This is a genomic window from Robbsia andropogonis, from assembly GCF_000970345.1.
GTDB lineage: Bacteria > Pseudomonadota > Gammaproteobacteria > Burkholderiales > Burkholderiaceae > Robbsia > Robbsia andropogonis.
The window spans coordinates 1-13,125 of the sequence record NZ_LAQU01000038.1 but is presented as its reverse complement, the minus strand read 5'-3'; the positions used below and the strand labels follow the sequence as shown (position 1 = coordinate 13,125).

Here is a 13,125-nt window from a genome sequence, read left to right as displayed (position 1 = left end):
AAATGAATACTGCATTGCTATGGATTGCGCACGCTGGGGACCCTGACGTAGCGTCCCGGCGCGGCTTCGATGACCGGATACGCGGCGCTGCCATAGCGCCAATCCGGGTCCGTATCCTCTCTGACCGGCAATGATCGCCCGGTCCCGATGCTGGCTGCATCGATGGCACGCGAGGCGTCGGCCGATCTAGGCGCCGCCGCGCTCCGAGTACGCGCCGCACTGTCGGCGCGCGCAGCGGTCGCATCCGGTTGGCGCGCCGCAAGCCAGGCACACCATGTCGGCCACCAACTGCCTGACTCATACTGCGATTGCTCGAACCATCTATCCGCATCCGTCACCTGATCGGTGGCATGTCCCTCGTCATTGACCGCGGTGCGCGCCGTCGCCGCCTCGTCGTCCGCCGCACGCCAAAAGCCGCGTTTGTTCGCCGCTGGCGGATTGATGACGCCCGCGATATGTCCCGACGCGCCCAAGACAAACGACACCGGCCCACCCAGCAGCGGCAGCGATGCATAGGCACTGCGCCAAGGCACGATATGATCGTCCCGCGACCCGTAGACGAAAGTCGGTACCGTTATCGCACGCAAGTCCACCGGCATGTTACAGACACGGAGGCCGTCCCGCTCTCGCAAACGATTGTTCAGATATAGCTGGCGCAGATACCAGCAGAACATCGGTCCAGGCAAATGGGTACCATCACCGTTCCAAAAAAGCATATCGAACGCTGGCGGCATTGCCCCGAGCATGTAGTTCTGCTGGACATAATGCCAATGCAACTCTTTCGGTCGCAGCAGCGAGAAGGTATTGCTGAATTCATTGGCCGTCATCAAACCCGGCGCTCGCGGGTCACCAATGCTTTGCTCACGTTCACGTACCTGCTTCTCATCAACGAAGAGCCGCAACACGCCACTGTCCGTGTAGTCGAGCAAGGTGGTGAGAAGACTGAGTGACGCGACGCGCGCCGCGGCGGGCAATTGCTCGTCGGGATACGCTGGGCGCAGCGTTGCCGCCAATGGCTGTGCCTCCGGCAACGACCACCGCAACGCCGAGCGCGCCGCGTCCTCTGCTTGCGCACCATCGAGGGCCGCGGCACAGGCCAGCAACGCACCACCGATGCAGAAACCCATGGCATCGACGTCGGGCGTGCCGGCAATCGCCGCCGCCGCATCGATCGCATACAGCACCGCACGTACGTAATCGTCCCAGGTTGCTCCGGCGAGGCGGTCATCCGGATTGCACCACGACACCAAAAATACCGGATGTCCGGCATCGCAAAGATGCCGGACCAGGGAGTTTTTCTGTTGCAGGTCGAGAATGTAGAACTTGTTGATGCACGGCGGCACGATCAGCAATGGCCGCGCGTAATGCGCACGGGCCGGGGCATATTGCAGAAGCTGGAACAACGGGGTTTCCATGATCACCGCGCCAGGGGTCGACGCCAACGTTTCGCCGATCTTGAAGGCGGCGGGATCCGATTGCGTGACTTTCCCGTCGCGCAGGTCACCGAGCAATTGATCGATGCCCATGCGCAGGCTCGCCCCGCCACTATCATGCATTGCCGCACGGGCCGGCGCATTCAGTCCAAATACATTGGCGGGCGCCGTGGCGGCGATCCATTGCTCGACAAGAAAGGCAAGCCGTGCGGCGGTATCCGCATCGCCTTGAACCGCCGACGCCATTGCACGCATCGCATCAGCATTGATGCGATGCACATGGTCGGCGAAGCGTTCCGCCAGCGATAGCTGTGGCTTGTCGGTCCGGTCAGGCATGCCACCACTCGCGGATGGCGTTCCTCCTGACACCGCATCACCAGCCGTGCGCGAACCGAGGGCCGGCGTCACGTTGGAGGCGGCCCGAAACCCTTCCGCCCAGTTACTGAAATAATCATGACGCAACGCGGCAAGGGACGTGGACGGCACCATCGGCGCATTGGCCTTCGCCATGGCGGCGAGCATATCGCGCCAAAGCAGTACCTGCGCCTGCATCGCCTGCAACGAAGGTAGGGGCCGGCGCCGCGCGTGCTGGCCGCGCGGCGCGTGGGCGTCATTCGCCGCGCGCGGACCGCCGTCGTCATTGGCGGCACGCTGCATATCGCCTACGGGAGTGGTATCGGATGTATCGCGCCTTGCGGCAGACGACGGGGACGACGCACGCCTGGAAGACGACCGTGACGGTGACGCCGATGTCGTCGATGCGCGCGCGCCGGGTTTGACTGAAGGCCGGGGCAATTTTGACGAGCGGGCTTTGCGGTCTGGCGGCTGGTGGTGAGGCGTCTTGCGATCCGGCTCGGACATCGTGTTCGTTTCCCTTTCTGAAAATCCCCGCTAAGCGGACGGTGATCCAGCCCGCGACATGCCCGCCTACGTTGCTAAACGATGCGCACTCAGGAAGACAGCCCGACTCGCTGAAACGACACTCGCCGCAACGTGCGGCCTACCGCTATCTTCCCAGAAGCGATTGCCGCGCAGCAACAAAACGAGACTATCGTTTTCCCCAGATCATTTCCAGACATCGTCACTAATATTCGAGACAAATCTTTCAAATTCACCGGTTCCATGATCAGGATCAAACACGACTAATGTTTCCTCGTCACGCGTGTCCGGTCATCGCCAAATCAGCGCGGCAAATCGGCCGGTCCGACCCTCTCGACGATACGAGAAAAACCGATCGGCGTCCAAAACCGTGCATATTGTCCCGCCCGATACGTCATGCACACCGACACGCGCTAATCGAAGGCGCGCCAGCATAGGCAAATCGCCAAGGAATTTTCCTGCAACGGGACCCGGGATAAACGCCGCGTCAGTGGCGTCACGTTCGTCCACGGTCGCCGCCGCCAGAAAAGCATTCCGGACCTCGCGTCCTACTTCGAACGCGGTTGGCCCGATGGCAGGGCCAATCCATGCTTGCCAGACATCGGGCCCCATGCCGTTGGCGCGCTGCCGCATGGCTTCCACCGTACGCTCCAGCACACCATGACAGAGCCCACGCCAACCCGCGTGCGCCGCCCCCACCACCTGCCCGGCCATGCCGCGGAACAAGACCGGTAGACAGTCGGCCACCATCACCGCACACGCCAAGCCAGGCGCGTTCGTGATCACCGCATCGGCCTGCAATGGCACGCCGGCGTCGCTGGCATCCGCCGCAAGCAAGGCATCGACGACACGATCACCGTGGCATTGCGCCAGCCACGCCACACGCCGGCCACCGATCCAGTGCCGCACGGTCGCGCGATTCGCCGTTACCGCCACGGGATCATCGCCAACGTGATGCCCTAGATTCAACGTGGCAAACGGCGCAACGCCTACACCGCCATGACGTGTCGTGACAATGGCGCCGCCGCCGAAAGCGTCTGTCCATGGCGCATGCACGACCGGTGCGTCACTCAGGGCATTGCCGCCATTGCCATCGCGATCGCTCATCAACGTCTCTTACCGACGGACGCAACCGGCCCGTCGCCCTCATCGTCGGCGTCCCATTCCGGATCGTCATCGAGATCGTCCGCCTCCCATTCGGCATCGTCCCAGGTATCGTCTGCATCCTGATCGAGCCTTGCTTCCTCCGGCAGCAAGTCGATCTCAGCATGCGCGGCGAGGCCGGCCATGTCTTCCGGCGGTAGTGCTTCCCAGCGCAGGGTCTCGCCACTGTCGGGATGGCGCAAACCCAGAGACCAGGCGTGCAAGGCTTGTCGACCAGGTCGCATTGCCGCCGCGACCGTCGACACATCAGAGGAATCGGAAGCCGCACTTACGCCAGCGCGTCCCGTCGACTGCGCCCGCACCGCAATCCGTGGCACTTTCCCGTACAAGGTATCGCCCACCAGGGGATGCCCGATATGCTTGCAGTGGACGCGAATCTGATGCGTACGGCCAGTTTCCAGATCACACCATAGCGCCGCTACCCGGCGGCCATCCAGTTCGCCCTCGCCCACCACACGGTAGTGGGTTCGCGCCGCCTTCCCAGCGTTGCCGTGCACGACCGCCATGCGCAGGCGATCACGCGGATCACGCCCGATCGGCGCGTCGATGGTTCCCCCTTCTTTTGGTACGCCCCAGACGAGGCAGACGTAGCGACGCTTGACGGTACGTGCCTGCAACTGACGAATCAGGTCGGTCTGCGCCACCAGCGTCCGGGCCACCACCATCAGCCCGGACGTTTCCTTATCCAATCGATGAACGATGCCCGCACGTGGTAGCGCGGCCGCTTGGGCGCCATAGCGATGCAGCAGGCCATTCAGCACGGTGCCCTGCCAGTTGCCGGCGCCGGGATGAACGACCAGGCCGGCGGGTTTGTTGATCACGAGCATATGCGCGTCCTCGTACACCACCTCCAGCGGCACGGCCTCGGGGGAAAAGGCCAGCGTTTCGGGCGTGTGCTGAGGCGTGACAACCACCTTCGCGAATGCCAGGGCCGACTCGCGCGGCTTGGCCCGACGGCCGTCCACATGGACAAGGCCGGCTTCCAGCCAGGCTTGCAAGCGGCTGCGAGAATAATCCGGAAACAGGCGTGCCAGCACTTTGTCGATGCGGTCACCGGCCAGCGACTCCGGAATACGGGCCTCCAGCGGATCGAGCGGCGCTAACGCGCCGATAGCCTCGATGCCCGTGTCGGTATTGGAGGCGAGCGCGGCAGCCGGATCGGGCGCCCGCGTGGTACGTGAGGAAGCGGTTCGTGTTACCCGTGGCACATCAATACTCTGTAATAAAAAAACATCATAAAAATCAATCCCATTGGCACACTACTGACGAATGAGGGTCCGTCCGCGTGCGTCGTGACATCAATCGCGTTGGGCTGGCGGAGGGCTTCGGCTATAATCCTCGGCTGATCGGGTCATTACTACGTAGGCATAGGACATGCAAGCCTTGAAATTGGTACGGATTGTGGCATTGACCACGATGGCGTCGGCCATCTTGGCCGCCTGCAGCGGCTTGCCGGAAAAAACCGACGAGACCGCCACGTGGCGTACGGACAAATTATACGCGTCGGCGAAGGATGCCCTGGACGGCGGTGATTGGTCGAAATGTGCGCAATACTACGAAAAGCTCGAGGCGCGTGATCCGTTCGGGCGTTTCGCGCAACAGGCGCAGATGAATACCGCGTATTGCTATTACCGGGATAACGATCAGGATCAGGCAAATGCGGCGATTGATCGCTTCCTGCGGCTGCATCCGGACCACCCGAATGTCGACTACGCGTATTACTTGAAGGGGTTGATCAACTTCAACGACGACCTCGGCTTGTTCGGCCGCTTCAGCGGCCAGGATCTGTCCGACCGTGATCCGAAGTCGCTGCACGCGTCCTACGACGCCTTCAAGAAGATTGTCGACAGCTACCCGAAAAGCAAGTACGCACCGGATTCAGCGCAACGCATGCGTTATATCGTGAATGCGTTGGCAACGCACGAAGTGCATTCCGCCCAGTACTACTACAAGCGCGGTGCCTATGTCGCGGCGGTTAACCGTGCACAGACGGCATTGAAGAACTACCAGGGCGCGCCGGCGACGAAGGATGCGCTGCAAGTGATGGTGGATTCTTACAAGGCGCTGGGTGAAACCAAGCTGGCGGAAGATACGCAGAGCGTGATTGCGGCGACTTTCCCGCCAGGAAGCGTCCCGGCCGATAAGCCGAAGAAAGCCTGGTATCAGATCTGGTGATAAGTGAACCAGTGCCTGGCGTTTGAAACACCAGGCACTGATCTCGACGCCGCAAGCGCATTCGTTCGTTGTCACAGGGTGGCGTGCGCCATATTGGACGCATCATCGCGATCGAGGCTGACAGCGGCACCGCCGCGAACGAACGGTAGATACCGTGTCCGTGCGGGTGCATGGTTGCGACTGATCCGCCAACACATACAATTCGGCATCTTCGTAGCTCGCTCAACAAGCTGTCGAGCGCGTGGTCCAAGGTTGCGAATTGTTATTCTTCGGCGGGTTGAGCGGAGCCTGCTCCAGGCGCCTCATTTCCCGATATCGACGCGCACCGCGACTCTCCTGCCAGAGCAAGAGAATACGTTGAATCAACTCGACATTCCGGGCAAGGCATCATTGTCAGCGATAGGCTTCCAGCGTTTCACATATTGGCAGCCTACTGGAGGGGAATGCACTTGTTCGCCCATATCCGTTAGCGCAATGATCGCGTACACGTCAACGCGATACTTACCTGGCAAATCTTATTCCGCCGTTTTTTTAAATTCACCAAAGACGCCCTCAGACAGCCAAGTGCCTCGCTTATCCGCCATCAGCGTTCCAGTGATCGGGCTATCCATCATCACGATCCCTGTCACATCCTTCTGCGGTTTCAAACCACACCCGTTGCCATCCGGGACCGTCAAGACCAGACGTGCAACACTTGCATTTGTCGATGGTTTTACGATCGCAGAAATGTTGCACTCATCAAATGTCACTGCGCCATTTGCAATGGTGAACGTTACTGGCCTCGGTCTCGTCTGCGTGTGCAAACGCACGCTATACTTTCCGTTAAATGCGCTGGATGGCAGGGTTTTCCATGGGTATGTCGCTGGATTCTCCGGCTTTATTTGCTGCATTTCAACTTTCAATTGCTCGTGACCAGCCGGACTCCGACCTTCAAATGTTACGTTGTCTCCATCGAATTTCAGCGATCCATCGGATGTCGACGAATCCGTGTGTCCCTCTGAGAATACGTAGCCTGTAAAGCGGGCTACATTATCTTTTCGTTTGGAAATAATGTCGTAGCGGTAAAAGCCTTGAGACATAGAATCGGAGAATCGCAAATAAGTGCTGCCATCTTTCAATGTCACCAACGTGTACATTTTTCCATATTTCGTGCCACTATGGATCGTTTCCACGGTTAAGGGGTAAGGCACGGTGGGATCGACACGGAGCCCGCCGTTCTTACCTTTGTTGCATCCAGCCAATAGACCTGCAGCCATTAATGAAATAATGATTACGCGCATCATGTTTCTCCGTGTGTTAATAGCTGGAGAAGATCGCTTTTATTCAATCACTAGACAATAAGACAGGACTACAAACTGTTATGCACTACAATAAACGTCGTAATACCTGACGTAAGTTCGCCGAAATGAAAGCGAGACAGATAAAGCGGATTCGCTCCCCGGCGTTACCTGCAAAGGCAATGGTCGAACGACAGGTTTTGCGCGCGGAGCGCATGTGCTATTGTTCGGACGGCGTGAGAAACGCAATGACCTCCGCAATATCACGTGTTCGCGTAAAGGGCGGCAGGCTTTGCCAGATACGCCGGCCATACGGTTTCTCGACCAGACGGGTATCGGCGATCATCAATACGCCGCGATCACTTTCCGCTCGAATCAGACGACCGGCGCCTTGCTTCAGTGTAATCACCGCTTGCGGCAATTGATGCATGGCAAACGGGCTTAGTCCTTTCTTCGTCAACGCGTCGAGGCGTGCAGCCAGCACCGGATCATCCGGCGGCGCAAACGGCAGTTTATCGATGACGACCAGCGAAAGCGCATCGCCTCGCACGTCGACACCCTCCCAGAAACTCTGACTTCCGATGAGGATTGCATTGCCATAATGGCGAAAGCGATCAAGCAATTCGGTACGACTAGCCTCTCCCTGCACGAGCAACGGATAGGTCCATCCACGCGACTCGATTACTGCACGCAACCGGCTTGCCATCCGTTCGACAGCGCGCAATGTCGTGCATAAAAGGAAGCACCGACCACCCGATGCCTCGATCGCTGGCAGCGCTGCATCGAGCACCGCGTCGGTGAAGTTCGGTGCTGATGGCTGCGGCATGTCTTTCGGCACGTACAGCAACCCTTGGCTCGGATAGTCGAAAGGGCTTGGCAGCGTCATCGACCGCTCCGATGATAAGCCCATCTGCGCCGCGTAATGCGTGAAGTCGTTTTTCACGGACAGCGTCGCCGAGGTAAACACCCAGGCGCGCGGTACGCCAGCACGTTGTTTTGCGAAGATTGGCGCGACGGAGAGCGGGGTCTGATGCAACTGCACCGCATGCGTGAATACCTCAATCCAGCGGACCGTCTCGATTTCCTTGCGTGTTACCCGGGCCGGACGATTACCATCGAGCGAAGGCAGGTCGACGTCCGCGCTAGAAGCCGTTGTCTGCCCGACTTCCACGGAACCCACGGAAGTGCCTGCCCGGCGCTTCCGCGCCGCCGCACGCGGAGAATCATCCGCCTCGCCGATTCCGGCGCTTTCGGGCAGGCATTCCGCGGCCTCCAACGCTTCAGGATCGGCGGGTGCCGCATAAGCGCCTTCGCGCCAGCGCGCAATGCTGTCCTGTAACTCGCGCGCGCGCCGCAGCGCCGCGGCAAGAGATTCTGCACGCTCGGACTGCTGGCCCAGCGCCGCGATCAAGGTACTCAGCGTCGCCTCCACATCATCGAGCGCGGCATGGAAAGGATGATCGGATTCCATCTGCATCAGCGACAGGCGCTGGATCTGCGGACCAAATGCCAGCCGCACGTCGCGCGTGGCGCGCTCCAGCTGATTCGCCAGCTCGCGCCAGTCGGCGCCATCCCGGGCGTGCGACAGCCCTTCGGCAACGCTGTCTCGCGCCAGTTCCAACAATTGACCAGTCGACACCGTTTCACCGAAAAACAGCGTAGCGGTTTCCGGTAACTGGTGCGCCTCGTCGAAAATCACTGTGTTTGCCGTCGGCAGCAACTCCGCCATGCCCGTGTCGCGCAGCAGAATATCCGCGAAAAACAGGTGATGGTTGACGACGACGACGTCTGCTTGCTGCGCTTCGCGGCGCGCCTGCATGACGAAGCAGTCCTTGTAGTGCGGGCATTCCTGACCCAGGCAGTTTTCTCGGGTCGACGTGACAAGCGGCCAGATCGGGGCGTTTTCCGGAACCCGCGACAACTCGGATTTATCGCCAGTACGCGTGATCTTTGCAAATCGGGTCACTTCGGACAGATGGCTCAGGTCCTGCCGCGACATCGTCCTGGCGCCGTCGTGCGCTCGTTCAAGATAGTAATGGCAAAGATAATTTGCCCGGCCCTTTAACATCGCCACTGTGACCGGTACCGCCAATGCATCGCGTACGGTGGGCACATCCCGCAGAAACAATTGATCTTGCAGATGCTTGGTGCCGGTTGACACAATGACCTTGCCGCCCCACAACATCGACGGCACCAGGTAGGCATACGTTTTGCCCGTCCCGGTTCCGGCTTCGACGATCAGCGTGTTGCCACCGTCCGCGCCAACCGGCGTCGATGTCAATGGGTCACCGGCAAGATCACTGCCATCCAGCACCGCCGCTGCCTGATCGCTGTCTTCTACATCCACCTCTGCGCGGCTTCCAGGCGCTGCGAATGCAAGACCACCACGTTCGGCGGCTTCCAGACGCAATTGCGCGCGCGACGGTCGCGCCGCGGCCTGCGGCGCGCTGCCCTCGATGGCTGCGGCGACAGCCAGCGCCATCCTCAACTGCGATGCACGCGGGCGATAACCAGAAATATGCCGCGCCAGTGGGCCTGCGTCGTCAAACAACGTCTCGAGTTCCGCAACGCGCCGGCGGTTAGGCAACATTGGCGGGCAATCGGCGGCCACACCCGGTTTTTGGGGTCAGGCGACGCGGCCTGACCCGCCGTCGCGGCGGCCGAGGCGTCCGGGCCGCGCGTCGCGTGTCGTCGGGCTTCGTCAGGCACCGAATCGATCGAATCGGTCACTGGCTGGTCGCCGACGCGGCACTAGCGGCTGCCGCGCGCTGTGCGGCATTTGCGCGGCGTTCATCCAACGTCTTTTGCCGTTCCGCCGCATCGTCCTGCTTGGCCTGGAAGCGCTGTACGTTTTCCTGGCGCCTCTGCGCATCAGCGGCGGCATTCTGCCGCGCCGCATCGAGCTTCTGTTGATAAGCGCTTTGCTTGCGATTGTACGCATCGACATTCGCCTGGCGCTGCGGTGCGCTGTCGCCCCGTTTCGCCTGGTCGACTGCATGCTGTTGTTGCTTGGCATCATAGGCCGCGCGATGCTGACGCTCATTGGCCGCACGTTGCGGCGCATTCGCGCGCTGCTGCGCCAGCCGCTGCGCATCATCCGCCTCGCGCTTTTCCTCACGCGCCGCACGGCGATCCGCCGACAGCTTCAACTGCACCTCGCGAATACTTGCCTTCTCGTCACGCATTTTGTCGCGCGCCACGTCGAGACAATGGTTGACGAAGAACGTGGCGTAGCAGTTGTGCTTGGCAACCGCATACGTGTACTCGTTCTTCGCGGTGCGGGCGTTCAACTGCTGTTGTTGCGCATCGAATTCCGCTGTCCGCTGCGCATACGCGGCATCGGATAACGCCGGTGCGGGTGCGCCTGGTGTTGCCGGTGTCGCCGAAGGACGCGAAGCCTGCGCCCACGCCCCCTGGTACGCCACGGTGACAAATGCGACGGCCGCGAGCCAGGCAAGCACCGGTCCCGGGCGACGCCGCACGCGGCGTCGTGCAACAGTGCGATTGCATGCGTCGACGGACAAGCCTACAACGCCGCCCGGGGTTACTGTTCTAGGAATCGCGCAAGCATCCGCAAACAGTGCAAACGCGTGCACATCGTGTGTATCGGACGCTGCGGTCGCGACCGGGGCCTGGGTAGGCAGGAGGTTGGGAACGGAAGTCAAAGCGGCAGGGGCGAAATGAAGGATCGGAACGGCTGTGATACGCACCGAATTCTACCATTGGCGGCCGCGCGCCGCGGCATGGCGAGACCTGGCCGAATGGCCGGCGGTTTGTGGCACAATGCCCGGCTTCAGCAACCTGACTTACCGCCTCGCTCATGACGGATACCGTAGCCCAGAAAATCGTACAACGCATCGCCACGGAATTGGCCGTGCAGCCCCGCCAGGTGGCCGCGGCAGTCGGCCTGCTCGACGAGGGCGCCACCGTCCCGTTCATCGCGCGCTACCGGAAGGAAGTGACGGGAAACCTGGACGACACCCAGTTGCGCATGCTGGAGGAAAGGCTGACCTATCTTCGCGACATGGAAGATCGTCGCGCCGCCATCCTGCAAAGCATCGATGAGCAAGGCAAGCTCGACGCCACGTTGCGCGCCGCAATCGACGCGGCCGACAGCAAACAGACGTTGGAAGACCTTTACCTGCCCTACAAGCCGAAGCGTCGCACGCGGGCACAGATTGCCCGTGAAGCCGGACTGGAGCCCTTGGCGGACATGCTCCTCGCCGATCCGACCCGTGATCCGCAAACCGAAGCACAAGCCTATGTCGATGCGGACAAGGGCGTGGCCGACACGAAGGCCGCACTCGACGGCGCGCGCGACATCCTGTCCGAACGCTTTGGCGAAACGGCGGAATTGCTGGCCACGCTGCGTGCCGATTTGTGGCAGCGCGGCATCGTCACCTCCACCGTGGTGCCAGGCAAGGAACTGGAAGAAGGCGAAAAATTCCGCGACTATTACGCCTACACCGAGTCCATTGCAACAGTGCCGTCGCACCGCGCCCTGGCGCTTTTCCGTGCCCGTAACCTCGGCATCCTTGGTGTAAAACTAGGTCTGGGCGAGGCGTTGGACACGCAAGTGCCGCATCCCTGCGAACTGACGATCGCCTCGCACGTCGGTATCCGCAATAATGGCCGCCCCGCGGACAAATGGCTGTCCGATGTCTGCCGCTGGAGCTGGCGCGTCAAGGTGCAACCCTACCTGGAAAACGAATTGCTCGGCCGCCTGCGCGATACGGCGGAAACCGAGGCGATCACGGTCTTCGCGCGCAACCTGAAGGACCTTTTGCTGGCCGCGCCGGCCGGCCCGAAGGCCGTCATCGGCCTTGACCCCGGTATCCGGACCGGTGTCAAGGTGGCAAGTGTCGATCGTACCGGCAAGTTGCTGGCGACCGATACCATCTATCCACATGAACCGCGACGCGATTGGGACGGGGCGATTGCCCGCCTTGCAAAAATGGCGCAGGCAACCGGCGCGGAGCTGATCAGCATCGGCAACGGCACCGCGTCTCGCGAAACCGACAAGCTGGCTGCCGATTTGATGGCACGCCATCCGGAATTGAAGCTGACGAAGATCGTCGTGTCGGAATCAGGCGCATCGATCTATTCAGCCTCGGAACTCGCCGCAAAGGAATTCCCGGATCTGGACGTCTCGCTGCGCGGCGCGGTATCGATCGCGCGCCGCCTGCAGGACCCGCTTGCGGAATTGGTCAAAATCGATCCCAAAGCCATAGGCGTCGGGCAGTACCAGCACGACGTCAATCAACGTGAACTCGCACGCGCACTGGATGCTGTCGTGGAAGATTGCGTGAATGCCGTGGGCGTCGATGTCAATACCGCCTCCGTTGCCTTGCTGGCGCGTGTTTCCGGATTGAATGCGCTACTGGCCCGCAATATCGTCGACTATCGTGATGCCAATGGCGCATTCACATCGCGCGAGGCGTTGCGCAACGTGCCGCGTCTTGGCGACAAGACATTCGAACAAGCCGCGGGGTTCCTTCGCGTCAACGCCGGCGAGAATCCGCTCGACCGCTCCGCGGTCCACCCGGAAGCGTACCCGCTGGTGGAACGGATGCTGACAAAAATCGGGCGCACCGCCGCGGAACTGCTCGGCAATCGCGACATCCTGCAGCGCATCACGCCCACCGAATTTGTCGACGCGCGTTTTGGCCTGCCTACCATTCGTGACATCCTGAACGAACTGGAAAAACCCGGTCGCGATCCGCGCCCCGAGTTCAAGACGGCCTCCTTCAAGGAGGGCATCGAAAAAGTATCGGATCTGTTGCCAGGCATGATCCTGGAAGGCGTGGTGACAAATGTGGCGGCCTTCGGCGCCTTTGTCGACATTGGCGTGCATCAAGATGGCCTGGTACACGTCTCGGCCCTTTCCACGCGATTCGTCCGAGACCCGCACGAGGTGGTCAAGGCCGGTCAGGTCGTGCAAGTGAAAGTCATCGAAGTGGATGTCAAGCGGCAACGGATTGCGCTGACGATGCGACTCGACGACGATGTTGACGCAATGGCCACCGGCCAGGGTCGCGATGCCCCCACGACGAACAGGACGGCTCGGGGTACTCGCGGCGGCAACAGTGCAAGGGCAGGAGGAGGGCATGACCGTTCGCGCGGCGGCAGCGCTCCTGCGGGCAATAATGCCATGGCAGCCGCCTTTGCCAGCCTGAAGCAACGCGGCAAATAGCAAT

Annotated in this window: 8 protein-coding genes; 2 read left to right on the top strand and 6 right to left on the bottom strand. The window is 61.0% G+C overall.

Annotated elements, in window-relative coordinates:
- Window positions 1-17 precede the first annotated feature (17 nt).
- The 3 genes from WM40_RS22400 to WM40_RS22390 form a co-directional block, all read right to left on the bottom strand.
- Window positions 18-2,294, bottom strand: a complete 2,277-nt coding sequence (locus tag WM40_RS22400; RefSeq protein WP_082103116.1) for a PHA/PHB synthase family protein — start codon at window positions 2,292-2,294, stop codon at window positions 18-20.
- A gap of 309 nt (window positions 2,295-2,603) precedes the next feature.
- Entirely contained in the window at window positions 2,604-3,419 is an 816-nt protein-coding gene (pgeF, locus tag WM40_RS22395) for a peptidoglycan editing factor PgeF (RefSeq protein WP_024902935.1), read from the bottom strand.
- Complete coding sequence (locus WM40_RS22390; RefSeq protein WP_024902936.1) at window positions 3,419-4,684, bottom strand: RluA family pseudouridine synthase; 1,266 nt, start codon at window positions 4,682-4,684, stop codon at window positions 3,419-3,421. Before WM40_RS22390 ends, pgeF begins: the two co-directional genes overlap by 1 nt.
- Window positions 4,685-4,850: 166 nt before the next feature.
- Between WM40_RS22390 and WM40_RS22385 the strand changes: the two genes are divergently transcribed.
- Window positions 4,851-5,651: an outer membrane protein assembly factor BamD gene (locus WM40_RS22385; RefSeq protein ID WP_046154024.1), complete on the top strand. Its 801-nt coding sequence runs from the start codon at window positions 4,851-4,853 to the stop codon at window positions 5,649-5,651.
- Between the two features lie 515 nt (window positions 5,652-6,166).
- On the opposite strand, the gene WM40_RS22380 is transcribed toward WM40_RS22385, so the two are convergent.
- The 3 genes from WM40_RS22380 to WM40_RS22370 form a co-directional block, all read right to left on the bottom strand.
- Window positions 6,167-6,931 carry a hypothetical protein gene (locus tag WM40_RS22380; protein ID WP_157685901.1) on the bottom strand — a complete coding sequence of 255 codons (765 nt, stop codon included), beginning with the start codon at window positions 6,929-6,931 and terminating at the stop codon, window positions 6,167-6,169.
- Window positions 6,932-7,148: 217 nt separating this feature from the next.
- Window positions 7,149-9,518, bottom strand: a complete 2,370-nt coding sequence (locus WM40_RS31750) for an ATP-dependent DNA helicase (RefSeq protein WP_046154022.1) — start codon at window positions 9,516-9,518, stop codon at window positions 7,149-7,151.
- A gap of 136 nt (window positions 9,519-9,654) precedes the next feature.
- Window positions 9,655-10,593, bottom strand: a complete 939-nt coding sequence (locus tag WM40_RS22370; protein ID WP_157685900.1) for a hypothetical protein — start codon at window positions 10,591-10,593, stop codon at window positions 9,655-9,657.
- Between the two features lie 155 nt (window positions 10,594-10,748).
- Between WM40_RS22370 and WM40_RS22365 the strand changes: the two genes are divergently transcribed.
- On the top strand, window positions 10,749-13,121 hold the full coding sequence (locus tag WM40_RS22365) for a Tex family protein (RefSeq protein ID WP_046154021.1): 2,373 nt from the start codon (window positions 10,749-10,751) through the stop codon (window positions 13,119-13,121).
- The last annotated feature ends 4 nt before the right edge of the window (window positions 13,122-13,125 follow it).

Coding starts and splice junctions, on each gene's coding strand:
- WM40_RS22400 (WP_082103116.1), bottom strand. CDS start 2,294: ATGTCCGAGCCGGATCGCAAGACGCCTCACCACCAGCCGCCAGACCGC.
- pgeF (WP_024902935.1), bottom strand. CDS start 3,419: ATGAGCGATCGCGATGGCAATGGCGGCAATGCCCTGAGTGACGCACCG.
- WM40_RS22385 (WP_046154024.1), top strand. CDS start 4,851: ATGCAAGCCTTGAAATTGGTACGGATTGTGGCATTGACCACGATGGCG.
- WM40_RS22380 (WP_157685901.1), bottom strand. CDS start 6,931: ATGCGCGTAATCATTATTTCATTAATGGCTGCAGGTCTATTGGCTGGA.
- WM40_RS31750 (WP_046154022.1), bottom strand. CDS start 9,518: ATGTTGCCTAACCGCCGGCGCGTTGCGGAACTCGAGACGTTGTTTGAC.
- WM40_RS22365 (WP_046154021.1), top strand. CDS start 10,749: ATGACGGATACCGTAGCCCAGAAAATCGTACAACGCATCGCCACGGAA.